Origin of the sequence: Rickettsia tillamookensis (genome assembly GCF_016743795.2) — a bacterium.
Taxonomy (GTDB): Bacteria; Pseudomonadota; Alphaproteobacteria; order Rickettsiales; family Rickettsiaceae; genus Rickettsia; species Rickettsia tillamookensis.
In genome coordinates this window covers 1363084-1389326 of the sequence record NZ_CP060138.2, presented here as the reverse complement: position 1 = coordinate 1389326, position 26243 = coordinate 1363084, and the positions used below count along the sequence as shown (strand labels likewise).

The following is a 26243-nucleotide window of genomic DNA, read 5'->3' as shown; positions in this document are numbered from 1 at the left end:
TCACTAATAACTTCCTATGAAAAAACTATCATTTCAGCAAATTATACTGACATTACAAAATTACTGGCAGGATTACGGCTGTGCAATTTTGCAGCCTTACGATGCACATGTTGGAGCAGGTACGTTTCACCCTGCAACCGTGCTTAGATGTCTTGGCTCAAAACCTTGGTCTGTTGCATATGTTCAGCCATCAAGAAGACCAGGGGATAGCAGATATGGCATGCACCCCAACAGAATGCAGCATTATTATCAGTTTCAGGTTATCCTAAAGCCATCGCCGGATAATATTCAAGAGCTATATCTTAAAAGTTTAGAATGTTTAGGAATAGATTTAAAAAAACATGATATTCGTTTTGTCGAAGATGATTGGGAATCGCCAACCTTAGGTGCTGCAGGGCTTGGCTGGGAAGTATGGTGTAACGGTATGGAAGTATCGCAATTTACTTATATGCAGCAAATCGGCGGGATTGAATGCCGTCCCGTTGCCGGTGAAATCACTTACGGCTTAGAGAGACTTGCGTTATATATTCAAGGTGTCGATGAAGTAAAAGAACTTGATTGGAATGGGCAGGTAGGAGAAAAAGCTTTAAAATACGGTGAAGTAGATTTTGAGGCTGAAAGACAATTTTCAAAATATAATTTAGAACTTGCGAATAGTGAAATGTTACTGCAGCATTTCAAAGATAGTGAAGAGGAATGCAAAAGACTAGTTGACAGAGATGTGCCGTTAGCTGCTTATGATGAATGCCTTAAGGCAAGTCATACATTTAATCAACTAAATGCACTTGGGGTAATTAGCGTCACTGAACGTGCCTCTTATGTTTTAAGAGTGCGTTATTTAGCAAAAATTTGTTGTACAAAATGGTTGGAGATGAACGAGTGAGCGAGTTATTATTAGAGCTATTTAGTGAAGAAATACCTGCATTAATGCAAAAAAATGCTGAAGAGGGTTATTTCAATATATTTACAAAGATTTTTGAAGAAAACGAAATATTTGCAAAAGTACAACTATTCGTAGGACCTCGCAGGATAACGCTGCATGCTACCTACCTGCCGAAAGTAACGCTGCCGAAAGAAACGGAAATTAAAGGACCTAGCTTAGATGCTCCGGAAGCCGCTATTAACGGCTTTTGTAAAGCTCATAACGTTAGTAAATTAGAGCTTTCTACTAAATTAATTAATAATCAGCTATATTATTTCTTTGTCAAAAAAACAGAAGAAAGAGAAATAAAAGAGATTTTGCCGGAGATTATTATAGAGGCTATTAATAAATATAGCTGGGCAAAATCAATGTTTTGGGGCGACTATAATATAAAGTGGGTTAGACCCCTGCGTAATATTTTATGTATATTTGACGGCGAAGTACTACCGTTGCAATTTGGTCATTTAACGTCTAATAATATTACATTTGGTCATCGTCTGAACTGTAATAAAAAACTGAAAATAACAGATTTTGAAGATTATAAAAGTAAGATTTTAGAAAACCATGTTATTTTAGAAAGAACAAAGCGAGAAGAAATAATTAAAACTGGTTTATTGGAACTTGCAAATTCTCATGATCTAAACATAAAAGAAGATAATCGTTTAATTGAAGAAGTAGCAGGGCTTAGTGAATTTCCTGTTGTATTACTTGGAAAAATCTCAAAAAAATTCTTAGAGCTACCTAAAGAAGTACTTATTTCTTCGATGCGTACACATCAGAAATATTTTTGTTTATTTGATAAAGAAGGAAATTTTGCACAATATTTTCTCTTTGTCAGTAATGGCAGATTTGCAAATACTAAGCTCGTTATTAAAGGCAATGAAAAGGTATTATCAGCACGTCTTTCAGATGCTTTATATTTTTATAAACAAGATGTAGCTAAAACTTTAGAATCAAGATTAGGTAAATTAGAAGCTGTAACATTTCATGCAAAGCTTGGTAACTTAAGAGAGAAAGTTGAGCGTGTAGCTAAAATTTGTGGTCATATAGCTCCAAATAATAAAGATTTAATTACGGCAGCTAAACTTTGCAAAAGCGATCTCGTTTCTGAAATGGTTGGGGAGTTTCCTGATTTACAAGGTATTATGGGCTATTATTATGCAAAACATGAGGGACTAGGCGAAGAAGTAGCCGCTGCAATTAGAGACCATTATAAACCTCAAGGACTTAATGATAATATACCGAGCGGGAATGCTGCACTGCTTGCGTTAGCCGATAAGCTAGATAGTTTAACCGGTCTAATGATAGCGGGTGAAGCACCAACAGGCTCAGGTGATCCATATGCCTTAAGACGCCAAGCTCTTGGTATAATTAAGATAATAATTGAGAATAAATTAGAGCTAAATTTAAATGATTTAATTAATTTTTCTATAAATTTATATAAAGACTTATCTGATGAAAATAAGAACTTAGTAGTGTCTTTCTTTGAAGAAAGAGCAAAATTTTACTTTAAAAATGACTATGATATTGCGTTAATTAATGCAGTTCTTAATTTAAATTTATTGGATACAAAATTTAAGCTTGATGCGTTAAAAGAATTTTTAATAGAAAACGCAGGCAAACAATTATTAAATGCTTACAAACGAGCCAGCAATATAATTGATGGTCAGAAAATTACCGGCTTAGTTGATGCGAGTCTCTTTAGTACACAGCCTGAACAAGAATTATTTGAAGTAATCCAAAAAATTTCGTCGCAAATTATAGATAGTATAGCTGATAAAGATTATAAGAAAGCTTTAAGTTTATTATCATCTCTATTAGCTCCGATTACTAGCTTTTTTGATAATGTACTCGTTAATGATCCTGATCCAAAAATTGTGGGGAATCGTTTATCGTTATTACAGAATATCTGTGAATTATTTGATAAAGTAGCTAAGTTTAACCGCTTATGATTGAAACCTGTCATACCGTGGCTTGACCACGGTATCCAGAAAAAAAATTAAAAAAGACTGGGGCCCGTGATCAAGTTAGCTAGGATGACAAATAGAAAAACAAAAATAACTAAATAATGATAAGCAAAGCAGTTCAATTTATAAAATCCGGTAAGGTGGTTGTTTTTCCAACTGAAACAGTTTATGGGATTGGAGCAGATGCTACAAACAATGAAGCATGTTTAAAGATTTTTCAGTTCAAAAACCGCCCTGCTATCAATCCGCTTATCGTGCATGTCTCCTCCATAGAGCAAGCAAACGAAATAGGAAAGTTTAATGATTTAGCTACAAAAATAGCAGAAAAATTTTGGCCTGGACCATTATCTATAGTTGTGCCTTTAAAAGAGAATGCAAATATTGCTCCTAGTGTAACGGCAGGGCTTAATACAATAGCGATTCGGATACCGTCTTATCCGCTAGCATTAGAACTTATCAGACAATCAGGCGTACCTATTGCCGCACCAAGTGCCAACCCTTCAAACTATATTAGTCCAACAAATAACGAGCATGTTACAAGACACTTTTCAGATAATGAAGAGATTTTTATCTTAGCTCCTGAAATCTACCAATCTGAATATGGGCTAGAGTCAACGATAATTGATACTACAACGACTAATCTTACTATATTAAGAGAAGGGTTTATAACTGCTGAAATTTTAGAAGAAGTACTTGGGGTAAAAGTTTTTAAAGTAACAAATGACGTACAGCTAAATTCACAAAGCTTCAGACAAGATGAATTTAAGGGCGAGTCTGCACAGCGTACATTAGTACGTGAGCACAGACGAGTCCTACAAAATTCGCTTGTATCAAGCTTTGTGAATGACGCTGTAAAAGCTCCTGGAATGCTTGCTAAACACTATTCACCAAAAGTACCGGTTAGACTAAATGCTACAAATTTAGAGGATAAAGAAATTGGGTTAAATTTTGGTGATAGCAAGCTTACGGGAAAGTTTTCATTAAACCTAAGCCTTAAAGGTGATCTTATAGAAGCTGCTGCAAATCTTTATGCTCATTTGAGAATTTTTGACGATTATGCTGCCTCTCATGATGTAAGCGGTATAGCAGTTGCTCCTATACCATCGATAAATATCGGGGCTGCAATTAATGATCGTCTGAAACGTGCTGCAAAATCATAAACTTTGGAGTTCTATTTTCCTTAATAGCTTTTTGATGATATTTGGTAATTATATAATTATCATGCGGCTTTAAATAATTATTTTTATTCATAATTTCAAAATTACCGTTCTGCTCAATTAACTCAATTGCTTCATAAAAATAATTTTCGATATCGGAAGCAAATACTAAACTACCGTTATTTTTTAGCTTGTCTTGTAAAATCTTAAGTCGTTCTTTATTGAAAATACGTTTCTTTTTTTGCTTATTTTTTATCCATGGATCGGGAAATAAAATATAGATTCCATCAAGGCTATTATTAGGTAAATCGTTTAATATTAAATCCAAATTATTAGGGAATAATAAAAAATTCGTAATATTCTGCTCAGCAGCAAGCTTTAAAACATTTGCAACGCCGTTTAAATATACCTCTACACCTATAAAAAGTGCGTTAGGGTTCATTTTAGCTTGGTTAATGAAATGCTCACCCATACCAAAGCCTATCTCTAAAAAGATTTTACGTTTTTCATCAATAAGTTTTTCTTTGGAAAATAAATATTTCGGTAGTTCGTTATCTAACAAATTTTGTTGCAGCCCTGATAAGCTTTTTCCTATACGTCTTGCGTATGACCTATTGAGATTGATAGGAGAAAATAATATTACCCTATTATGACCTTGTAGATCCTTATAAATGCTTTCAATATTATAACCATTACTTAAGAAAATTTGGGTTACCGCCTCTTCCTGTTTAAAACCTATTTCTAATACAATCTTACCGTTTGGTTTTAAGAATTGCTTGGCATTTTCGGCGATTAAACGGTAAGATTGCAGTCCGTCTTCTTCAGCAAATAAAGCAATAGACGGTTCATAATTGATTGTTTCAATTGCCATCTCTGATTTTTCGTCTATAGATATATATGGGGGGTTGCTAACAATAAAGTCAAATTTCTGACCCTCAATATTCTCAAACCAATCACTGTGAATAATCTGGATACGATTTGTTACATGATGTCTTAAAGCATTAGTTTTAGCAACTTCTATTGCATCAAGACTGATATCAGTAGCTACTGCCTTAGCGTTTGGTAGTTCACATAATAGGCTGATAGCAATGCAGCCGCTACCTGCCCCGAGTTCTAATATATGAAAATTGTCATTCCATGGCTTGACCACAGAATCCAGTCGCTTTTTTTCTGGATTCCCGCCTACGCGGGAATGACATTGAAATACAACATCAACTAACAACTCCGTATCCGCACGGGGGATTAACACATGTTTATTAACGATAAATTTACGTGAGTAAAATTCTTTAACACCTGTAATATACGCTATCGGTTCATGCTTTAATCTTCTCTCTAACAGTTTTTCAAAAGCTTCTATTTCAGCTTCATTTAACTGCTCATCAAGATTAATCAGCAAATATTGGGTAGGTTTATTTATAACATGCTGTAGTAAAATTCGTGCTTCTAATTGCGGTGAATTGATGCCTATTTTATTTAATTTATCTGATGCTTTACTCAAGACTTGTTTTATAGAATATTGCACGGAACAGGTCCAACTCCTATAACTTCTAATATTGCTTTATATATTGTTTGCATAATGATAGGACTGCAAGTAGTTAGAGGCCCTAGAATTAAGCGTTTATTATCTATGCTACGTATTTGGTCTATTAAAAGATCTGAATCTCTTTCTAATTTATTATGAGCTTTAATACGAATTCGTAAAGGGAAAGCATCGTCTATTAAATTAGTTGTTAGCGGAATGATTAAAGTAGAAGGATGTTTTGCGTCCAATAATACTTGATCTTGAATAATCAATACAGGTCTTGTTTTACCAAGCTCACTACCAACTCTAGGATTTAAATCGGCAAGCCAAATTTCTCCGAGATTAATTTTCAGGGTCATGCTCTATATTAGAAAATTCGGAATTTATTTTCATGCTTTCTTTTCTTGTACGCATACTAATTGCAAATAATTTTTCCTTCCTTTCTTGCTCATATAGGCTTTTATTCATAGTTTCAATAGATCTTCTAATATATTGACTACGTGAAATATGAAGTTTTTTAGCCCTTTTAGCTACTTCCTCGGCTAAATCATCGGGTAATCTTACAGTAAGTGCAGACATAACTCTTAAGTATTACAATTATAAACACATAGTGTAATTATAGTTGTAATACAATTTATGTCAAGTTCTCATTTTCTACCTAGATTTTTCATCTCTAAAATATCTTCTATACTACCCAAAGAAGCTTGTTTCTTAAGTTCAATGAATTTGTGCAGTGCATCGGTGGCTATAATCTCCTCCATATCCCTTGGCAACTCACAAGAGAATTCCATAATCTCATTACTAGTCGGATGAGTAAAGCTTAAATACCAAGAATGCAGGGCTTGACGTTTAAAATCAATTAATTTTGCTTTTAGTTCAGGGGGGGAATGAGCAATTTTTCGGTCGTTATTACCATAAGTTTGATCACCGACTACGGAATGCTTTAAATGGCTTAGCTGTACCCTAATTTGATGAGTCCTACCGGTACTAAGTTTGCACTCCACCATACTAATAGTACCCTTGTGAAACAATTCTAGAGTTTTATAATGTGTCACGGCTTCTTTACCGCCATATTTTAATATGGTCATTTTTTGGCGGTCTACTCTACTGTGACCGATATTATTCTTAATGAATCCTTCTAGCGGATTAATTACTCCCCAAACTAACGCTTTATATTTCCGTATTACCTGCCTTTGTTCTATCTGATTTGCAAGTAGCATATGTGCTTTATTATTTTTAGCAACTACCATTAAGCCCGTAGTATCTTTATCCAAACGATGCACTATCCCTGGTCTTTCTGCTGAACCTATATCCGATAAATTTTTCGTATGGTGAAGTAGTGCATTAACAAGAGTATCATCATGATGCCCTGCTCCCGGGTGTACCGTCATACCTGCAGCTTTGTTAATTACTATCAAATCATCATCTTCGTAAATTATATCAAGTGCTATATTTGCTGCTACAATTTTTAGCTCTTCAGGTTCTTTAAAAGAAAATAATATAATATCATTCTCCTTGACCAAAACATCAGGATCAGAAATAATTACATCATTAACTTGTACGCAAGAACTTTTAATGGCTTTTTGGATTTGATTTCTAGAGACATTTTCAAGAAGCGATGATAAAGCTTTATCAAGCCTTATGTTATTTAGTTCGTTTGGTACATGATATGTTAACATATGTTATTTTAAGATAATGAATAATACGCTTAAATGGTTAAGTGCAATCGGTGTTGAATATTGTTGCTACGAGCATCCACCGAAATTAAAAGTGAGTAATAATACCAAGCTACAGTTAAATTCACAAGTATACTCCTGTGAAATGAAGGGTTTGGATACGAAGTTCAACTTGGAAAAGAGCAAGGAGTCTGTAAGCCGAGGAGCGGAGCGTATAATAAACGTTCAGCATCCGAGGTCTTACAAAGACGACGTAGATAATTTTTCAAGTTCAACGAGTATAAAACCTATGCCTACAAAAGAAGCTGCATTCAACATGAATGATAAAATTCATGATAATATAACCTTAGCAAGATCTCTTGCCGATAAAGCTAATAATATCGAAGAACTAAAAGAATCTCTACTAAATTTTAAAGGTTGTGAACTTGAGAAATTTGCTACTAATACGGTTTTCGGTGATGGTAATTTGGAAGCTAAAATTATGTTAATAGGCGAAGCTCCTGGAAGTACTGAGGATTTGAAAGGAATACCTTTTTGCGGCGAAAGCGGCAATTTACTTGATAATATGCTGCACGCTATCGGAATTTCACGGAAAAATAACGCTTATATTACTAATACGGTATTTTGGCGCCCTCCCGCTAATAGACAGCCAACACTTGAAGAAGTCGATATTTGTAGACCGTTTGTTGAAAAACACATTGCTCTTATTAGCCCTAAGCTAATTATTTTAGTCGGTAGCACAGCTGCAACTAGCTTACTTGGGAAAAATTCGGGTATTACTAAAATTAGACAAGAATATTATTTTTATACCAATAAATATCTATCAGCTCCTATTCAAACTACGGCAATCTTCCACCCTGCTTATCTACTACGCCAACCTATGCAAAAACGCACCTCATGGTATGATTTACTCAAAATTAAGGAGTATTTGGTGAGTAATAGACTTCTTAAATAACTTGTACATTAATCTAGTATCCGCAGCTTCATGTACTTTTCAAAATAATTTTTTACTGGACAACTAGTCGTATTTATGCGACAACATAATTATCTCTGATTAAGATTAATATGCAAAAAACTAAACAAATACAATTTTTTATAACAAAAAATGGTAAATCTTATATTAAAGATTGGTTAGAAAAATTAGAGACAGAGACGCATAGTAGGATTCTTAATAGATTAGTTCGACTAGAATATGGAATTTATGGTGACCATAAGCAGATAAAAAGAAGACTATATGAACTTAGGTTTTTCTTTGGCAAAGGTTATAGAATATATTTTACTGAAAAAGATAATAAAATTATTCTACTATTAAATGCAGGTAATAAAGATACACAAAGCAAAGATATTGAAAAAGCTTTAGAAATAATAGAAGAAGTTTATAAACGAAATTAAGGTATTATATGGAAAAGTTTACAGATTATTTAAAAGAAAAATTGCAAAATGAGGAAATATTAGCTGGGTATATTAATGAAGCGTTAGAGCAATATTTCGTAGATCATAATAAGGAGCTATTTTTGGCTACTTTAAAAGAAGCCATTATAGCAAGAGGAGGTATAGCAAAAATCTCTAAAGAAGCTCACATAAATAGACAACATATATATAGAATGTTATCTAGCAAAGGTAATCCAAGTTTCGACAATATAGGTTCTTTATTGAGTGCTTTAGGCTTGCAGTTGAAAGTAGAAGCGTGTGCATTTTAAATTTTCATTAATCTTGTAAGCTGAGCAAGATATCAAAGAAAATTTTTAAATCCTCATAAATAATAATTCATTTCTAATTTTCTGAAATTAAGGTTATATTGATATATAACAACAAAGGGTATATATATATGACCAATGAAAATAATAATGATTCAGAATTTGCCGAATTAAAAATCAGAGGAAAAATATTTAAATTACCTATACTTAAAGCAAGTATTGGTGAGGATGTAATCGATATAAGCAGGGTATCTTCGGAAGCCGATTGTTTTACTTATGACCCGGGCTTTATGTCTACTGCTTCTTGTCAGTCTACTATCACTTATATAGACGGTGATAAAGGAATCTTGCGGCATCGAGGATATGACATTAAAGATTTAGCCGAGAAAAGCGATTTTTTAGAAGTGGCATATTTGTTAATCTATGGAGAATTACCAAGTAGTGAGCAGTATAGTAATTTCACTAAACAGGTTGCTCATCATTCATTAGTGAATGAAAGATTACACTATTTATTTCAAACTTTTTGTAGCTCTTCTCATCCTATGGCTATTATGCTTGCGGCTGTTGGTTCTCTTTCGGCATTTTATCCTGATTTACTGAATTTTAAAGAAGCAGACTACGAACTTACCGCTATTAGAATGATTGCTAAGATACCTACCATTGCCGCAATGTCTTATAAATATTCTATAGGGCAACCGTTTATTTATCCTGATAATTCGCTAGATTTTACCGAAAATTTTCTGCATATGATGTTTGCAACGCCTTGTACAAAATATAAAGTAAATCCAATAATAAAAAATGCTCTTAATAAAATATTTATCCTACATGCTGACCACGAGCAGAACGCTTCTACTTCAACAGTCCGAATTGCCGGTTCATCTGGGGCTAACCCTTTTGCTTGCGTAAGTACAGGGATTGCCTCACTTTGGGGACCTGCTCACGGCGGGGCTAATGAAGCGGTAATAAATATGCTTAAAGAAATCGGTAGTTCTGAGAATATCCCTAAATATATAGCTAAAGCTAAGGATAAAAATGATCCATTTAGGTTGATGGGCTTCGGTCATCGTGTATATAAAAACTACGATCCGCGTGCCGCAGTACTTAAAGAAACCTGCAAAGAAGTATTAAAGGAACTCGGACAGCTAGAAAACAACCCACTTCTGCAAATAGCAATAGAACTTGAAGCTATCGCTCTTAAAGATGAATATTTTATTGAGAGAAAATTATATCCAAATGTTGATTTTTATTCTGGTATTATCTATAAAGCTATGGGTATACCGTCGCAAATGTTCACGGTACTTTTTGCAATAGCAAGAACCGTAGGCTGGATGGCACAATGGAAAGAAATGCACGAAGACCCTGAACAAAAAATCAGCAGACCAAGACAACTTTACACCGGTTATGTACATAGAGAGTATAAGGTAATTGGGGAGAGGTAAAACTCACTGTCATACCGTGGCTTGACCACGGTATCCAGAAAAGACTTAAAATAATAAACATCTATGGATACCGTGGTCAAGCCACGGTATGACACTAAGGCAAATATGAATTTTATTGATGAAGTTAAAATATATATAAAAGGTGGAAACGGCGGGAATGGTTGCGTTAGTTTTCATCGTGAGAAATTTATTGACAGAGGCGGACCGGACGGCGGTGACGGTGGGCGTGGCGGTAGTGTTATTTTCAGGAGTAATCACCATCTTAATACGCTAGTAAATTATCGATATAAACAGCATTTTACCGCAGAAAACGGCGAAAATGGTAAAGGCTCGAATAGAAGCGGTAAATCAGGAAAATCGTTAGTTCTTGATGTTCCGATCGGTACTCAAATCTTTTCTGAGGACGGTCACATATTACTGCATGACTTTACTGAAGATGATCAAAGCTTTGAGCTGATTAAAGGAGGAAGCGGCGGTCTTGGTAACAGCCATTTCAAAACATCAGTTAATCAAGCTCCAAGAAAGCGTACGGAAGGGGAAATTGCTGAAGAAATGTGGATTCATTTAAGCTTAAAACTTCTCTCTGATGTTGGGCTTGTGGGTCTTCCAAATGCCGGTAAATCTACTTTTTTATCGGTTGTAACAGCAGCCAAGCCTAAAATTGCCGATTATCCCTTTACTACTTTAGTGCCGAATCTTGGAGTAGTATATGTTGACGATGAAGAATTTGTTATAGCCGATATCCCAGGCTTGATCGAAGGAGCTCATCAAGGTCACGGACTTGGCGATAAATTCTTAAAACATATAGAAAGATGTAATGTATTAATACATTTAATAGACGGCTCTAGTAATGATGTAGTGGCAGATTATAATACGGTACGTCTTGAGCTTGAATCATATTCCGATTATCTAAAAAATAAAATCGAAATCATATGTATTAATAAATGTGATGTTCTTACCGATGAGGAAATACAAGAAAAAATAAATAAGTTGCAGAAAGCTACTAATAAAGAAGTTTTTTCTATCTCTACCTACACTAATCTAGGGGTAAATAAAATAGTTAAACTAGCTTTAAAGACTATAAAAAATCAGGAGTAATATTACTTAGCGAGTAGGTGTTGTTTTGTGGATCGATTTCATCGTCATTGCTAGAAGAATTACTTAGTAATCAAGGCGAAGCAATCTCAAGAGTTGGTTATTATTTCATGAGATTGCCACGCATTCTACGAATGCTCGCAATGACAATTAATAAACTTTAAATCAAAGTAATACGTTGCTCTTCTGCCTCTAGATATTTCTCTAGCTCTTCCTTAGTATATTTCTTTTCTTTAAGCTTTATTTCGTTATTAAATATATATTGTACAGCTTTATCTTCTAAGGCAGGACCTTTAAGTCCTTCAATTGCTCTAGGATTATTTTTATAAAAATCAAATATCATATTTTCCTGCCCAGGAAAATTACGTGCTTGTTGCATAATAACTTTCCTTAAATCATCAGGCTCTAATTGCAAATTTTTAGATTTTGCGTATTCAGCAAGTAATAAACCTATTCGCACACGGCGTAGGGCTAATTTATTATAATATTCTGTTATTTCTTTAGGGGATTTATCTTTTAATAATGATTCATCTTGGTCATTTTTATCGGTTTCGGACTTTAGAATATTTTTTTCTTGCTCTAATAAAGATTCCGGTATGTCAAAATCTAACAATTTTTCTAACTTATCAAATAAGTTCATTTTCATTATAGTATTAATAGCTTCTTCCGATTCGTTTTCTATTTGTTTAGCAAAATGTGTACGCAATTCTTCAAGGCTATTACTTTGGAATTTTTTAGCAAACTCCTCATCAATAACTGTAGGTTCTGCAGTATGTACTGCTTTAATTTGTACTGCAAAACGAGCATCTTTACCTGCTAAATCTTTAGCATGGTAATTTTCAGGAAAAGTAACATTAACATCTACTTCGCTACCTGTTTTAGAACCTATTAATTGTTTCTCAAAACCTGGAATAAGTGCATTACTACCTATTACTACCTTAAAATCATTTAATTTACCGCCTTCAAAAGCTTCATCCTTGATGTACCCAATTGCATCAATAGTAACCTGATCTCCGTCTTTTATTTTTGCTTTACTTTCTTTAGTATAGCTTTTTGTTAATGCGGCAAGTTTTTCTAGTTGTTCTTCAACATCTTTAGAGTTTACTTCTAATTTTGGACGATCTAGTGAGATTTTCTTTAAATCCGGAATAGTAATTTTAGGTAATAGCTCTATTTTTACGGTAAATTCTAAAGCTTTATCGGGTTCGTTTTGCAATTCTTCAATTTTGGGTCTACCGATTATATTTAGATTATGTTCTTTAATAACGTGATTTACCGAATGGTTAATTCTTCTTTCTATTATATCATTCCTGACGGAAGTACCGTATTTTTTCTTAACAATTGAAACCGGTACTTTACCGGCTCTAAAACCTGCTATTTTAACTTTTTTGGTTAAATCAAGTAATTCTTTTTGAATATCGTCATCTATCTCACTTAAAGGAGTAGAGATTCTTGCATGAAAATCCAATCCTTCGTTTTTTAATACGGTAATTCCCATTTTAATAATCCATTAATTCTGTACATAGTTTGCTAATCAAAATAAACTAATGAGCCGAAATATGCAATAGTTTTTATATACTCGTTGGGTATAGCCTAATAGCTATCAATATCGTCATTGCGAGGAAATTGTATAACAATTGACGAAGCAATCCAGTAAAAAATTCTAGTTTACAGAATTTTTTTAACGCAAATAGCAAATTATTACATAATCCGCTATTCGGTTAGAAATATTGAATATAAAAGGTGAAAAGCGGTTTTCCCCTTTTATATAAATAAAGTATATATGTTATTTTTTAGCAAAAACTAATAATTTTTTCTAGATTACCACGCAAGTACTACAACTGCGGCGTTGTTGCATGGCTCGGAAAACCTGCTGAGTGTCATACCGTGGCTTGTCCACGGTATCCAGTAAAACAACTAAAAATACTAATATTATTAGTATTTTTAACTGGATCCCGTGAATAAATCACGGGATGACAACAAAAAAACCGAGCCATGCAACAACGCCTACAACTGGTCACAATGACGTTATGCAATAAGATTCAAACGTACTTCTTCATTTAGTTCTTTTGTAGAAGATAATTCTATATCAAGTTCGGCAAATATATGCACTAAGGCTATAGATAAATCATTGATCATTTTATCGGTATGGGCAGGGGTTGGGATGATTCGGAGGCGTTCCGTACCTCTCGGTACGGTTGGAAAATTGATATGTTGAACGTAAATACCGTATTCATTAAGGAGCATATTTGAGGCTTTCGCCGCTTTAATCGGATCACCAATAATTATCGGCACTATATGACTTTCATTTTTCAAATAAGGTATATTAAAATTTTCAAAAGAATTTTTAAGTTTTGTAACTACTTCTTGATGTTTTATTCGTTCTTCATTCGATTCTTTAAGATGTCTAATACTATGCGTTGCAGCGGTAGAAATTACCGGCGGTAATGAAGTAGTGAAAATAAATCCTGGAGCGGTTAGTCTTATAGCGTCGACTAAATTATGGTTGCTAGTGATATAACCACCGATAGTGCCATATGCTTTGGCAAGTGTACCTTGAATAATATCGATTTGATCTCTACAATTAAGAAGCTCGGCAATACCGCCTCCATGTTTACCGTATAAACCGACCGTATGAACTTCATCAATAAAGGTTAAAGCATTATATTTTTTGGCTAAGTTGATTATATCTTTGATAGGTGAGAAAAAACCGTCCATAGAGTAAGCCGATTCAAAAACAATAATTTTCGGTCTATTAATATCGACTGATTGTAAAAGCTCTTCTAGATGCTTAACGTCTAAATGTCTATATATATATTTCTCGGCTCTTGAACTTGTAACCCCGGCAATTATTGAGGCATGATTTAGCTCATCGGAAAAAAATACTATATCCGGCATGATTTTAGCAAGACTTGCAAGCGTTGTATCATTTGCAACAAAACCGGATGTAAAAACTAAAGCTGCTTGCTTTTTGTGTAAATCTGCAAGTTCTTTTTCAAGCTCAAGAATGGCAATATTATTACCGCCGATATTGCGAGTTCCGCCTGATCCAACACCGTATTTTAGCAAGGCATCTATAGAAGCTTGCATTACTTTTGCATGTTTACTCATACCCAAATAGTCATTAATGCACCACATAACTATTTGTTTATTAGCGTGTTCTGCAAAAGGAAAATTATCGGCTTGTCTTTTTAAGGCTTTAAATTCTCGATATCTTCCTTCGCTTTTGATCTTATCTATATGTTTGCTAAATATAGTATCGTAATAAAACATTTTCTCTATGTCATTCCCGCATAAGCGGGAATCCATTTTATTAATTTTTGTCTAGATACCGTGGTCAAGCCACGGTATGACAGTGGATACCCAAACTCACGTTTGCAACCATTCTATAGTCAATTCAGTTGAATTTGGTGACAGGCGTGAGGAGCGAAGCCTATAATAATAGGCGAGTCGACGAACAACAAAGCACCAAGTTCAAATCAATTGACTATACATTAAAATTAAAGAATTTTAAAGTTATAATATAGCTTTTTGTATAATATCGTTTAATCTCTTTGAAAATGCACCGGTATCAGCAACCGGTTCGCCCTCTAAAATACAGGCTTGATCAAATATTAGATTAACCAATTCTTCATTATTTGCTTTTAAATCGTTAAAGATTTTCTCTATGATTTTATTTTTAGGATTTAGCTCTAAATTTTTGGCGGATGCAGCAGCTATTTGTTTTTGCTCAATTAAAAACCTCTCCATACGAATATCCATAGCAGCGTCGCTAACGGCAAGACAAGCAGGGCTTGAAGTAAGTTTTTTAGAGATTTTAACTTCTTTTACTAACTCCCCTAGCGTCTCTTTAAAATAATCAGTTAGTAATTTATATTCCTCATCGGATTTTGTATCGTCTTTCTTTTTTTCCTCAGATGATGTAGCAGTTTGTTCTAAATCGATATCGCTTCTTGTTGCTGATTTAATGGCATGCCCTTTATATTCGCTATTAACATTTACCCAAAAATCATCCACTGTATCGGTGAAAAGTAATACATCGATATTTTTACTTAACAATCCTTCGATTTGCGGGCTTGAAAGTAATTTATCGGGATTATCCCCGCTTAAATAATATATGGTATTCTGTCCTTCTTTAAAATTCGCTATATACTCATCAAGACTTATCATTTTATTATGCAAAGCACTTCTGAATATACATACTTCTAATAATTTTTCATGGTCGGTAGTAGCCTCACATAAACCCTCTTTTAAAGCACCACCAAAATTAGCCCAAAACTTATTATACTCTTCAGATGATTCCTCTTTCTTTTTTCTAATTTCGCTAAGCACTCTTTTTGTAATAGCATTTTTGATTTTCTCAAGCACGCTATTATGCTGCAGTGATTCACGGCTAATATTTAATGGTAAATCTTCTGAATCAACTACGCCTCGTAAAAACCTTAAATATGATGGAATTAAATCAATATTCTCATCGGAAATAAATACTCTTTTTATATATAATTTTACACGCCTTTTGCGATCAGGATGAAATAAATCAAATGTTTTACTTGAGGGAATGAAAAGCAGATTAGTAAATTCTATAGCTCCCTCATTTTTATTATGCAGAGTAATCCACGGATCATCTATAGCATAAGATAAGCTTTTGTAGAATTCTTTATATTGTTCTTCCGTAATTTCTGATTTCGGTCTTGTCCATAATGCAGAAGCTGAATTAAGCTGGATTTCATTATTACCAGCTTCATCAAAGAAATATATCGGTACTGCTATATGATCGGAATAGCTTTTAACGATGTGTTTTAATCTAAAATGATCAAGGAATGTATCTTCTTCCTTTTTGATATGTAAAACGATTTCCGTGCCTCTTGTGAACTCTTTATCTGAATCTGAGACGGTATATTCACCAAGCCCGTCTGATTCCCAAACATGGACTTTATCTTCCCCAGCTTTTCTTGAAGTTACAGTCACTTTATCAGCTACCATAAAGCTTGAATAAAAGCCAACTCCAAACTGACCGATTAGCATATTATCTTTTTTAGAATCACCGGAGAGGCTTTTAAGGAAATTTGCCGTACCAGATCTTGCAATAGTACCAAGATTCTCAATCAAATCCTCTTTATTCATGCCGATACCGTTATCACGGATGATGATTTGTCCTTTATCTTTATCGACTTTAACCGTAATTTTAAAATTGCTATCGCCAGCTACTAATTCACTATTACTTTGAGACAAATAACGTAATTTATCGCAAGCATCCGAAGCATTAGAAATTAACTCCCTCATAAAAATCTCTTTATTACTATAAAGAGAGTGAATCATTAAATTTAAAATCTTGCCAACCTCGGCATCAAACTTTTTCTTTTCTTGTGTCATACTAAACCAATTTATAAATTCTTGTTTTTAGTTTTATTACTAGGTCAGTTTTTTCGGCATTGCGAGGAAAAACTGTAAGTTTTGACGAAGCAATCTCATGCTATAGTCCTGAGATTGCCACGCTCCTTTTAGTCGCTCGCAATGACGATTTTGGTATCTTGTAACAAAACTTTATTTAATATAGGAATTAATAATTAAATTTAAATAGTCTTCGTCAATATTTTTTATCAATATCATTTTTAAGCTATTAGTATGACCTTTAATAATTTCTATACTCTTGCGTGATAATTTCCATTCTTTTGCTAAATAATTTATGATTTCTTCATTAGCTTTACCTTGTGCCGGTATTGCTTTTATAGATAATTTTAGATATGGGATATTATTGATAATTACAAAATTACTAATTAGATTTTGTTTAGAATTAGGCTTTACTTTAAGACTAAGTAAAGCCTGCTTTGAAGAAGAATTGTAATTGTAGAATTTATTCATGAATATTTTTTATCACATTTGCTTATTTTTTGTAATAATAAAAGAATACTTGAAAAATTTTGCTTAAACTGATATAAAGTTTACCGTAAACGGTTCAGCACCCTTAGCTCAGCTGGATAGAGCAACAGATTTCTAATCTGTGGGTCAGAGGTTCGAATCCTTTAGGGTGCGCCATTCTTCATTTTTCGGTATTTCTACAAAAATATCAAACCGCAGATGCAGCATAAAATCAAGCTTTCTGCCGTTTAATGAAAGGTTCGATAAAACTAATTTTTATTAATTGTCTTTCACCAAATCTCTAAACTAAGCAGCTTTTCTCTTTCTTCTAAATAGTAAATTCATCACCTTATAAAAAGAAATATTAATAATTTAATTAAGCAACAAGTCGCCTTAATCTCATTTATCTTTAATTTTGGTAGCGAGAAGTTTCAAGCATCAACATTGCGGCATAAGTTAAACCGAGTTGAATATTTAGCGGCTGTCGCTGAGCTGCTAAGATGAGTGCATGTTAAAGGCGGGGTTAAGCTGCAAGGTTTAGTGAAACGTCGGTAACATTATAGATTATAATTATTACTAATTATTAAAACTCCTTATTATCTCCTTTAATCCTCTACATATTCATAGATTCCCTAAATCAACTCCAATTTATTTATCCGTACTTTTAGTTAAATTTCTATTGCTTTTTAAAAGCTACTTATTATTATTTTCTTAATTAATTATTTAATAATTAATTTTAAAACAAAAAATTTGATATTTAGGGGGTAATTATGGGAGGAGTAGCTAGTTCAGTAGTACAGCATGGGGCAAAACATGCAGTAACTCAAGCAGTACATCATGGAGCAAATCAAACCGCACGTCATTCAACACGTCCTATATATCAAGGTCACAGAACACATAATACAAATCAAGGTAGGCAACAACATAATAAACATCACACAACACATAAAGATACAGAAGCACAACAAACGCCCTCTTCTCTTAATACTAATCTTAGTCCTACAACTATCACCACTACTACTACTAGATTTAATGATTTTGGCTTTGATTTATCATTACAAGAACTGAATAGTAATAATAAGCCTATATTTAATTTAACAAACCAAAAAATTGATGACGAGAAAGCAATAAAAATTGCTGAGATTTTGAAAAAAAGTAAGAGCATAACTACTCTTAATCTTAATAACAATGAAATAACAGATAAAGGAGCAATAGCGATAGCTGAGGCTTTAAAAATTAATAATACTCTTCAATCTCTTAAACTTATGGATAATAAAATAGGAAATGAAGGAATTAAAAGAATTGCTTGTGCTTTAATTGAAAATACTACCCTTACATCTCTTAATCTTATGGATAACAATACAACAGAAGAAGGTATAAATGCAATAATAGACGATTTAGAAAAAAATTATTCTCTTACTTATTGTAATCTTTCTATAAAAACCATCCCTAAACTTCAAGAGATCTTGGAGAGAAACCTTGCACTAGAAGAAGAAAATCATAAAAAAGCAGAAATATTAAATGCTGAAGGCGATGTTTTTTACAATGATAATGAATATAAGAAAGCAATAGGAAAATATACGGAGGCAATAGCTCTTAATAAACAGCGTTTATATATCAATAATAAACATAGAGCAGAAAAATGTTATGAACAGCAATTAAAAGTAGAATTAATAGAACTTTTTAAGGTTCAAAACTTAAATATACAAATTGATGATTTATTAAATACCGATAAAACTTCTCTTAATATTTGTTATCAAACAATAAGTGATGAAGTAGCAAAATTAATCGCTGATAAATTAAAAGGTATTGAGACAATCACTACTATTAATTTTTCAGGTAGCCAAATAAGTGTCGATGGTATAATTGCTATTATTGAAGTTCTAAAAACAAGTAAATATCTAGAGAAATTTGATTTTAGTTGCAGTAATTTAGGCGATCAAAAAATATCTATATTAGCTGAAATTTTACAGGTTAGTACTCTTACTCATATTTACCTTGGTGAAAATGATATAGGGATTATAGGAATTAAAGCAATTATAGAAGCTTCAAAGTTCAATAATAATATTGTACATCTAGATTTACACAACAACAATATAAGTAATGAGGAAGTAAAATTAATAGCTGAATTCTTAACAAATAATAAAACTTTAAAGCATCTTGATATTTCAGGTAATAAGATAACGCTTGAAGTAGTAAAAGCAATTATTGTAGCTTTAAGAGAAAATACTACTATTACACATATAGATTTAGAGCAAGATAATATAGATAATAAAAGCAAAGTTATAATTGAGAAATATCTACAGCGAAATAAAAATTTAATGAGTTTTCAAAAGTTGGCTGATGGAATAAATGATAAAGTAGCTACTAATATTGCAATAAATACTAAAGATAAAGCTATAATAAAAGATACTATAGAGAATATAGTAAATAACATTAAAGCCCTTAATAATACAGCCGATATAGACAAAATAACGGCTAGTATGGAAAAGCTTATAGTTAATAAATCTACAAAATTAGAAATTGTAACTATAGAACACCGACTTAACGAAATAATTGAAAACCAAAATACAACCGACGATATTAGCATGTTAGGTGGTGATTTTGTACCTGCTGCTGGTTAATAATAAAATGCTATAAATATTTATCAATCAAGCAGATATCACCGGAGAGGGGGCAAAAGATTTTGTCGGATAATTTCCACTTTCTTTCTCCAATTTTTCAAAATGAAATATACCAAATCCAAATCCAATACTTGTTGGAATCATAATAATTAATACTCCCCAGTTTCCAAAGGTTTTTATTAAATGAGGAAAACCAAAAGAGCTAATAACATACATACAAGCAGCTGATAAAGCATATGTAAAGGTTACGGAAGTAAAGCGTTTAAAGATTGGAAAATGTCTAAAACAATTTGGTACAGCCGGCATAACATTAAGGGCAAAAGCCATGATAAGTGATTGAATAATGAATATTTGATTTGGATTAGAAGCCTTATTTAATAAATATGGACATAGTAATATTGTAATAGTAAAAATACCTAATAATGCTTTTAGAATTTTTAAAGGATATATCTTATAACTTAATGCTGCTACTATTAGTATACTTATAAGTTCTATTATAGATAATTTAAAATTTTGTTTTATAACTTGTTCAGGAGTACAGTTAAATTTGGTTACAAGAATATCGCCACAATAAATATATGCAAAATAAAAACATACAGGCCATGCACAATCCATTATAAATAGAGCTATTGCTGTCTTTTTATTAATTTTTTCTTTCCAAATAGGATTATTTTCTAATACTTTTATATCTCTATTAGCTTTTTCAAAAGTTTTAAGTAATTTAAGCTTTGCATTAGCAAATTCAGGAGTTTCTCGTAATGCGGTTCTTGCTAATGTTCCTACAACGGCAATAATTGCACCGATACCAAATGCATAACGCCAATTAAAGCCATAAGAAGTAACAATAGTAGCAACCCCTAAAGCTGCGAAAGTTCCTACAGTAGCGAAAACCGTAGCTAAGGCTACAATAGGATATTGTATTGGAGGCTTAGTAAACTCGGTTAAATAAACTTCTGTTCCTATTACCTCTCCCATTGAGGACATACCTTGAACAATTCTACATAATATTATTATAATAGAAGCTGTTATACCAATTTCATTGTAAGTAGGAAGTAGTGCCATTACTATGCACGAGGTAGCCATCATCATAGTTGTTATAACTACTGTAGTTTTTCGCCCATATGTATCGCCTAAATATCCGAAAACGAGAGCTCCGAGTGGTCTAAAGATAAAAGTAGCACATAAAGCTGCTATAGAGTAAAGCGAAGTAGCATAAGCATCAGCTTTTGGGAAAAAAAGCTCATTAAGAAGTACGGACATATGAACATAAAGCATAAGATCAAAATATTCCAATAAGTTCCTACAGATAACAACCCTACAGCTTGTTTTTGTTCTTTTGTCAAACTTCTTTGTTCTTTTTCGTAGCCTAGCATAATTCTTGTAAAAAAAATTAAATTGTAAAAAAATTATACTGTTTTGTATAAAAGTCAATAAAGGATTTTGTCTTATATATTTAAATAGATTAATAAGATTTCCCAATGCTTAATTACAAATCAGAGGAATATCTAATATATTAGACCAAATTTTATCCCAACCTTTTGCATGAGAAATATTAGGAAAAGTTTGCTTTTTTACGCATGGTGAGTTACTTGTTTTTACGTAAAGTTCTGCTATGAAAGGCGGGACTCTTTTGTCATCCATGCCGGAGAGATGTAATTGGGGGATATTATTAACTTGCTTTGCATAATTTATCGGGTTTAACGATTTAACTAAGTAACCACGATAATTATGGTATTTATCGAACTTTTTAGTATCTAAATTACCGGCAATCGTTATAATATCTTTAACATTACTATTTTGAGCAGCAATTAATATTGTAAGCCCGCCGCCACCGGAGAAGCCGACTAAGCTAAATTTCTGTCCGTTATTAAAGGTATTGATGACGTTATTAATTGAATTTACGACTTCTTGATTCATCCTCTTATCTAACCAATAATCACTAATACATTTTGGGCTCATTTCTAAAGGTGTATATTGACAAGGTCTTGCTATATAAACAATATTCGGTCTTTTATCGATTGTAGCAAGCTTTAAGAGCATCGGATTAACAGGGGTAGGGTTGTCAGAGTTAACGCCGCCATCCGCAAGATGCCCATCTCCCTCAATATAGAATACGAAAGGTAGGTTATGGTTGGTAATACGCTGATAAGTCGTAAGAGTAAAATCACCACCGTTTACTAGCCTCATCTGAAAGTTATTTTGAGTTGCTATATCTTGTGAATGCTTTACCCTACTAGCTACATCATGAGTGGTAGAACACCCTGAAAGAAATATTGATGTAAGGAATATTATACAAAGAAGTTTTTTCATAATATTTATAGGTAATATTTGGTAGAAGTTACTTGCATGTCTTTAATGATATTCCTGCGTGGATCGGCTCCATCGTCATTGCGAGCAGTCGTAGTACTTGCGTGGCAATCTCATGAAGTAATAACAAACTCCTAAGATTGCTTCGTCGAATTACTACGTAATTCTTCTCGCAATGACAGAAAATAATTAAAACGGTATTTCGTCGTCTAAGTCGCTATGGTCAAAGGAATGATTTTTAGCTTCAGGATGTTTATATTCGCTATGCCCTGAATCTTGAGTATGATTATTAGAGTTTTTACTATCTAATAATATTAATTGTGAATTAAAATTTTGTAACACAACTTCTGTGGTATATTTTTCTTGACCTGAATTATCATTCCACTTACGGGTTTGCAATGAACCTTCAATATATAATTTACTACCTTTTGTGACATAGCGTTCTACAACAGATACTAACCCTTCGCTAAATATCACTACTCTATGCCATTCAGTTCGTTCTTTTCGTTCGCTGGTAATGCGATCTTTCCAAGTTTCGGTTGTTGCTAAGGAAAGATTAATGATTTTTTTCCCTTCGCCCGTAGTTCTAATTTCCGGATCACGCCCTACATTACCTATTAATATTACTTTATTTAAACTACCTGCCATAGATTACTACCTATTTTAAAATATTATTATTGCAATAATAAAATAAAAGAGCCTATAATACTACAGGTTTTTTAAAAAATATCTCAAAAATTTTGTAGTGAAGTGATTATGAACCAAGAATATATTAAGGTACGCGGTGCTAAAGAGCATAATCTAAAAAATATAAATGTTGATATTCCAAGGAATAAATTTGTTGTTATCACCGGTCTTAGTGGTTCAGGCAAGTCTTCTTTAGCTTTTGATACTATTTATGCAGAAGGTCAAAGGCGATATGTTGAAAGCTTATCTTCATATGCAAGGCAATTCTTGCATTTACAAAATAAACCGAATGTGGAATCTATTTCCGGATTATCGCCTGCTATTGCAATTGATCAAAAAACTACTTCTAAAAATCCACGTTCTACGGTTGGAACTATAACGGAAATTTACGATTACCTTAGGTTATTATATGCAAGGGTGGGTATTCCTTACTCTCCGGCAACCGGTCTTCCGATACATAGCCAAACGGTTTCTGAGATGGTAGATATAATTAATGAACTACCTAAAGGCGCGAAAGTATATTTACTTGCTCCTATTGTTAGAGGACATAAGGGGGAGTTCAAACGTGAAATTATGAATCTAAAAAAGCAAGGCTTTCAGAAATTAATAGTTAACGGTGAAGTTTGTGAAATTGATGATTTACCGAAACTTGATAAAAATAAGAAGCATAATATAGAAGTCATCGTTGATAGAATAGTTCTAGACGAAAGTTTAGGTAATAGGCTTGCAGATAGCTTAGAGAGTTCGTTAAATCTTGCCGAAGGCATTACTTATTTAGAAATTGTAGAATTGCCACTGGCAGTTAAGACCGAATTTGAAAAAAATCAGCGTATTACTTTTTCCGAAAAATATTCTTGTCCTGTATCCGGTTTTCAGCTTACTGAAATAGAGCCTCGAATTTTTTCTTTTAATAGCCCTTTTGGAGCATGTCCTAAATGTGAAGGAATAGGTAAGGAGTTTTTCTTTGATAGAGATTTAATAGTTCCGGATCAAAGAATTTCTATTAAAGACGGTGCAATAGTACCTTGGGGTAGCACATCTTCTAAATTTATCCTAGAGACATTAAAGGCTCTTGCCGATCATTATAAATTTTCTATTGAAGTACCTTTTGTAAGTTTATCACAAAATGTTAAGGATATTTTATTTGAAGGTTCAGGAGAAGAGGCAATAAAGTTTGAATTTCACGACGGTTCTAAAACGCAAATAATAAAACAACCTTTTGCCGGTATAATACCAAGTTTGCAGGAAAAGGACCGTACTATAGAATCGGTTTTAATTAAAGAAGAACTAGCTAAATTTAAGTCAGAACATAAATGCACTGCCTGCTCAGGGTTTAGATTAAAAGACGAAGCATTATGCGTTAAAATAGCGAATCTTCATATAGGCGAAGTAGCAGGTATGAGTATTGCAGCCTTGCAAAAATGGTTTAGTCACTTAGAAGAAAAATTAAATAAAAAGCAATTATTTATTGCTGAGCGTATACTCAAAGAAATTACAGAGAGATTAAAATTTCTTATGAATGTCGGACTTGATTATCTAACGTTATCACGAGAAGCAGGTACTTTATCAGGAGGGGAAAGTCAGCGTATCCGTCTTGCATCTCAAATAGGATCAGGGCTTAGCGGTGTTTTATATGTACTTGATGAGCCGTCTATCGGTCTTCATCAACGAGATAATACAAGATTAATTGAGACGCTAAAAAGGCTTAGAGATCTAGGTAATACCGTTTTGGTAGTCGAGCATGACGAAGAAACAATGTATGAAGCAGACCATATTATCGATATAGGACCGGGAGCCGGTATTCACGGTGGTCGTGTTATTGCAGAAGGCAATGCAGAAGAAATAAAGAATTTTGAAGAAAGTATTACAGGTAGGTATCTAAGCGGTCGTCAAACAATCAAAGTGCCGTCTGAAACAAGAGTAGGGCATGATAATAGGTCAATTGAATTACTTGGGGCGGTTTCTAACAATTTAGATAATATTGATATCAAAATTCCACTTGGTACTTTTACTGCTATAACAGGCGTATCGGGAAGCGGTAAATCAAGCTTGATGATTCATACTCTATATAAAGCGGCTCTAAAGCATTTAGAGCCGACTAGCAAAGTATTTCCAGGAAAATATAGAGAGTTAAAAGGACTTGAATATATTGATAAAATTATCGATATTAATCAATCCCCGATAGGTCGAACTCCTCGTTCAAACCCTGCGACTTATACAGGTGCCTTTACCCATATTAGGGATTGGTTTGTGGAATTACCTGAATCAAAAGCTAGAGGGTATAAAGTAGGCAGATTTTCGTTTAACGTTAAAGGCGGTAGATGTGAAGCATGCCAAGGCGACGGGCTAATTAAAATAGAGATGCATTTCTTACCTGATGTATACGTGAAATGCGATATTTGTAACGGTCACAGATATAATAGAGAAACGCTTGAAATAAAATATAAAGGCAAATCTATTGCCGATATTTTGATGATGACGGTAGAAGATGCAATGCAATTTTTCGAAAAAATACCGCTAATCTATGAAAAACTTATTACCTTAAATGAAGTTGGTCTTGGCTATATTAAAATCGGTCAGTCTGCTACTACTCTTTCAGGCGGTGAGGCACAACGCGTTAAGCTTGCTAAAGAATTATCAAGACGTTCAACCGGTAAAACGCTTTATATACTTGATGAACCGACTACGGGACTACATATCGACGATATTAATAAATTGCTGAAAGTTTTACATAAACTTGTTGATATGGGTAATACCGTTTTAGTTATCGAGCATAATTTAGATGTTATAAAAACGGCAGATTATATTATTGATGTCGGTCCTGAGGGCGGTGACAAAGGCGGTAAGATAGTTGTATGCGGTACTCCTGCCGATATCGCTGCTTGTGCGGAAAGCCATACCGGCAGATATTTAAAGCAATATTTGGAATGATTTGTCATATTAATTTGCTATGGGTCTGTTAACAAAATAATTTTAATTGATATTTTATTAACAGACCTACGACTTTCTTTTTCTAAATTATTTTTAATAATATATTCTTAGTTTCATTAAAAAACTTTAATTTAACCTTGCTTTTTTTGAAAAATTACCATACTTCATGGTTTTTTGTAGAATAATTATAAAAGGAGAAATTAATGAAAGTTACATTTAATAGTATTGAAAAAATTTATAACTTATTAACTACAACTGATTGGATAGATGCTTGGAGAAATAGATATGATACAGGTAAACGCTTAGAAAAATTAGAAACAAAACTAAAGGGAACTAGTGATCCAAAAGTAAAAGTTAAAT

19 protein-coding genes, 1 tRNA gene and 5 pseudogenes are annotated in these 26243 nt (G+C 33.2%); 14 read left to right on the top strand and 11 right to left on the bottom strand.

What is annotated here, in order from left to right:
* Positions 1–16 precede the first annotated feature (16 nt).
* From H6P87_RS06865 to H6P87_RS07420, 4 genes and pseudogenes are all read left to right on the top strand, one after another.
* Positions 17–883: a glycine--tRNA ligase subunit alpha gene (locus H6P87_RS06865; RefSeq protein ID WP_202069481.1), complete on the top strand. Its 867-nt coding sequence runs from the start codon at positions 17–19 to the stop codon at positions 881–883.
* Positions 880–2874, top strand: a complete 1995-nt coding sequence (glyS, locus tag H6P87_RS06860; RefSeq protein ID WP_202069480.1) for a glycine--tRNA ligase subunit beta — start codon at positions 880–882, stop codon at positions 2872–2874. Before H6P87_RS06865 ends, glyS begins: the two co-directional genes overlap by 4 nt.
* Positions 2875–2990: 116 nt before the next feature.
* A pseudogene (locus H6P87_RS07425) lies at positions 2991–3611 on the top strand (L-threonylcarbamoyladenylate synthase); the annotation flags it as partial.
* Positions 3612–3743: 132 nt separating this feature from the next.
* A pseudogene (locus tag H6P87_RS07420) lies at positions 3744–4049 on the top strand (Sua5 family C-terminal domain-containing protein); the annotation flags it as partial.
* Here the strand turns inward: H6P87_RS07420 and trmB are convergent.
* The 4 genes from trmB to H6P87_RS06835 form a co-directional block, all read right to left on the bottom strand.
* Positions 4015–5568, bottom strand: coding sequence for a bifunctional peptide chain release factor N(5)-glutamine methyltransferase PrmC/tRNA (guanosine(46)-N7)-methyltransferase TrmB (gene trmB, locus H6P87_RS06850; protein WP_202069478.1), 1554 nt, complete (start codon positions 5566–5568; stop codon positions 4015–4017). The pseudogene H6P87_RS07420 and the gene trmB sit on opposite strands and share 35 nt — an antisense overlap.
* A complete protein-coding gene (locus H6P87_RS06845) occupies positions 5553–5927 on the bottom strand; it encodes a type II toxin-antitoxin system PemK/MazF family toxin (RefSeq protein ID WP_202069477.1) in 375 nt (124 codons plus the stop codon). Before H6P87_RS06845 ends, trmB begins: the two co-directional genes overlap by 16 nt.
* The gene (locus H6P87_RS06840) at positions 5911–6147 is read right to left on the bottom strand and encodes a ribbon-helix-helix domain-containing protein (RefSeq protein ID WP_202069476.1); all 237 of its coding nucleotides are present in this window, start codon (positions 6145–6147) and stop codon (positions 5911–5913) included. The genes H6P87_RS06845 and H6P87_RS06840 overlap by 17 nt, the downstream gene beginning before the upstream one ends.
* A gap of 68 nt (positions 6148–6215) precedes the next feature.
* Entirely contained in the window at positions 6216–7247 is a 1032-nt protein-coding gene (locus tag H6P87_RS06835) for an RluA family pseudouridine synthase (RefSeq protein WP_202069475.1), read from the bottom strand.
* Between the two features lie 16 nt (positions 7248–7263).
* Between H6P87_RS06835 and H6P87_RS07590 the strand changes: the two are divergent.
* The 6 genes and pseudogenes from H6P87_RS07590 to obgE form a co-directional block, all read left to right on the top strand.
* Positions 7264–7377: pseudogene (locus tag H6P87_RS07590) on the top strand (uracil-DNA glycosylase); the annotation flags it as partial.
* A gap of 150 nt (positions 7378–7527) precedes the next feature.
* Positions 7528–8199: pseudogene (locus tag H6P87_RS06830) on the top strand (uracil-DNA glycosylase family protein); the annotation flags it as partial.
* A gap of 110 nt (positions 8200–8309) precedes the next feature.
* Positions 8310–8636, top strand: coding sequence for a type II toxin-antitoxin system RelE/ParE family toxin (locus H6P87_RS06825; protein WP_202069473.1), 327 nt, complete (start codon positions 8310–8312; stop codon positions 8634–8636).
* An 8-nt stretch (positions 8637–8644) separates the two neighbouring features.
* Positions 8645–8944 (top strand): helix-turn-helix domain-containing transcriptional regulator, encoded by a 300-nt coding sequence (locus H6P87_RS06820; RefSeq protein WP_202069472.1) that lies wholly within the window; start codon positions 8645–8647, stop codon positions 8942–8944.
* 128 nt (positions 8945–9072) lie between these two features.
* Complete coding sequence (locus H6P87_RS06815) at positions 9073–10380, top strand: citrate synthase (protein WP_202069471.1); 1308 nt, start codon at positions 9073–9075, stop codon at positions 10378–10380.
* Positions 10381–10485: 105 nt separating this feature from the next.
* Positions 10486–11478: a GTPase ObgE gene (gene obgE / locus H6P87_RS06810; protein WP_202070162.1), complete on the top strand. Its 993-nt coding sequence runs from the start codon at positions 10486–10488 to the stop codon at positions 11476–11478.
* Between the two features lie 157 nt (positions 11479–11635).
* Here obgE and tig read toward each other — a convergent pair whose 3' ends face one another.
* The 4 genes from tig to H6P87_RS06790 form a co-directional block, all read right to left on the bottom strand.
* The gene (gene tig / locus H6P87_RS06805; protein WP_202069469.1) at positions 11636–12973 is read right to left on the bottom strand and encodes a trigger factor; all 1338 of its coding nucleotides are present in this window, start codon (positions 12971–12973) and stop codon (positions 11636–11638) included.
* Positions 12974–13503: 530 nt separating this feature from the next.
* Positions 13504–14748, bottom strand: a complete 1245-nt coding sequence (hemA, locus tag H6P87_RS06800) for a 5-aminolevulinate synthase (protein WP_202070160.1) — start codon at positions 14746–14748, stop codon at positions 13504–13506.
* A gap of 243 nt (positions 14749–14991) precedes the next feature.
* A complete protein-coding gene (gene htpG, locus H6P87_RS06795; protein ID WP_202069468.1) occupies positions 14992–16848 on the bottom strand; it encodes a molecular chaperone HtpG in 1857 nt (618 codons plus the stop codon).
* A gap of 171 nt (positions 16849–17019) precedes the next feature.
* A complete protein-coding gene (locus H6P87_RS06790; protein ID WP_202069467.1) occupies positions 17020–17337 on the bottom strand; it encodes an A1G_07140 family DUF167 domain protein in 318 nt (105 codons plus the stop codon).
* A 97-nt stretch (positions 17338–17434) separates the two neighbouring features.
* On the opposite strand from H6P87_RS06790, the gene H6P87_RS06785 reads away from it, so the two are divergent.
* From H6P87_RS06785 to H6P87_RS06780, 3 genes are all read left to right on the top strand, one after another.
* Positions 17435–17511, top strand: a tRNA-Arg gene (locus H6P87_RS06785).
* A 162-nt stretch (positions 17512–17673) separates the two neighbouring features.
* Entirely contained in the window at positions 17674–17838 is a 165-nt protein-coding gene (locus H6P87_RS07585) for a glycoside hydrolase family protein (protein ID WP_410528060.1), read from the top strand.
* Between the two features lie 266 nt (positions 17839–18104).
* Positions 18105–19958 carry a leucine-rich repeat domain-containing protein gene (locus tag H6P87_RS06780; protein WP_202069466.1) on the top strand — a complete coding sequence of 618 codons (1854 nt, stop codon included), beginning with the start codon at positions 18105–18107 and terminating at the stop codon, positions 19956–19958.
* A gap of 27 nt (positions 19959–19985) precedes the next feature.
* Here H6P87_RS06780 and H6P87_RS06775 read toward each other — a convergent pair.
* The 3 genes and pseudogenes from H6P87_RS06775 to H6P87_RS06765 all read right to left on the bottom strand — a co-directional run bounded on the left by H6P87_RS06775 (position 19986) and on the right by H6P87_RS06765 (position 22913).
* A pseudogene (locus H6P87_RS06775) lies at positions 19986–21331 on the bottom strand (MFS transporter).
* Positions 21332–21440: 109 nt separating this feature from the next.
* Positions 21441–22268, bottom strand: coding sequence for an alpha/beta hydrolase family protein (locus tag H6P87_RS06770; protein ID WP_202069465.1), 828 nt, complete (start codon positions 22266–22268; stop codon positions 21441–21443).
* A 186-nt stretch (positions 22269–22454) separates the two neighbouring features.
* Positions 22455–22913, bottom strand: coding sequence for a single-stranded DNA-binding protein (locus H6P87_RS06765; RefSeq protein ID WP_041079061.1), 459 nt, complete (start codon positions 22911–22913; stop codon positions 22455–22457).
* Between the two features lie 108 nt (positions 22914–23021).
* Here H6P87_RS06765 and uvrA point away from each other — a divergent pair, with 108 nt between their 5' ends.
* Complete coding sequence (gene uvrA, locus H6P87_RS06760; RefSeq protein ID WP_202069464.1) at positions 23022–25883, top strand: excinuclease ABC subunit UvrA; 2862 nt, start codon at positions 23022–23024, stop codon at positions 25881–25883.
* Positions 25884–26243: the final 360 nt, after the last annotated feature.

Bases quoted from the DNA above. Each gene is read 5' to 3' on its own strand.
- H6P87_RS06865 (WP_202069481.1), top strand. From the start codon at position 17: ATGAAAAAACTATCATTTCAGCAAATTATACTGACATTACAAAATTAC.
- H6P87_RS06815 (WP_202069471.1), top strand. From the start codon at position 9,073: ATGACCAATGAAAATAATAATGATTCAGAATTTGCCGAATTAAAAATC.
- H6P87_RS06835 (WP_202069475.1), bottom strand. From the start codon at position 7,247: ATGTTAACATATCATGTACCAAACGAACTAAATAACATAAGGCTTGAT.
- obgE (WP_202070162.1), top strand. From the start codon at position 10,486: ATGAATTTTATTGATGAAGTTAAAATATATATAAAAGGTGGAAACGGC.
- hemA (WP_202070160.1), bottom strand. From the start codon at position 14,748: ATGTTTTATTACGATACTATATTTAGCAAACATATAGATAAGATCAAA.
- H6P87_RS06780 (WP_202069466.1), top strand. From the start codon at position 18,105: ATGGGAGGAGTAGCTAGTTCAGTAGTACAGCATGGGGCAAAACATGCA.
- H6P87_RS06820 (WP_202069472.1), top strand. From the start codon at position 8,645: ATGGAAAAGTTTACAGATTATTTAAAAGAAAAATTGCAAAATGAGGAA.
- htpG (WP_202069468.1), bottom strand. From the start codon at position 16,848: ATGACACAAGAAAAGAAAAAGTTTGATGCCGAGGTTGGCAAGATTTTA.
- H6P87_RS06840 (WP_202069476.1), bottom strand. From the start codon at position 6,147: ATGTCTGCACTTACTGTAAGATTACCCGATGATTTAGCCGAGGAAGTA.
- H6P87_RS06790 (WP_202069467.1), bottom strand. From the start codon at position 17,337: ATGAATAAATTCTACAATTACAATTCTTCTTCAAAGCAGGCTTTACTT.
- H6P87_RS06765 (WP_041079061.1), bottom strand. From the start codon at position 22,913: ATGGCAGGTAGTTTAAATAAAGTAATATTAATAGGTAATGTAGGGCGT.
- H6P87_RS06770 (WP_202069465.1), bottom strand. From the start codon at position 22,268: ATGAAAAAACTTCTTTGTATAATATTCCTTACATCAATATTTCTTTCA.
- uvrA (WP_202069464.1), top strand. From the start codon at position 23,022: ATGAACCAAGAATATATTAAGGTACGCGGTGCTAAAGAGCATAATCTA.
- H6P87_RS06845 (WP_202069477.1), bottom strand. From the start codon at position 5,927: ATGACCCTGAAAATTAATCTCGGAGAAATTTGGCTTGCCGATTTAAAT.
- H6P87_RS06825 (WP_202069473.1), top strand. From the start codon at position 8,310: ATGCAAAAAACTAAACAAATACAATTTTTTATAACAAAAAATGGTAAA.
- tig (WP_202069469.1), bottom strand. From the start codon at position 12,973: ATGGGAATTACCGTATTAAAAAACGAAGGATTGGATTTTCATGCAAGA.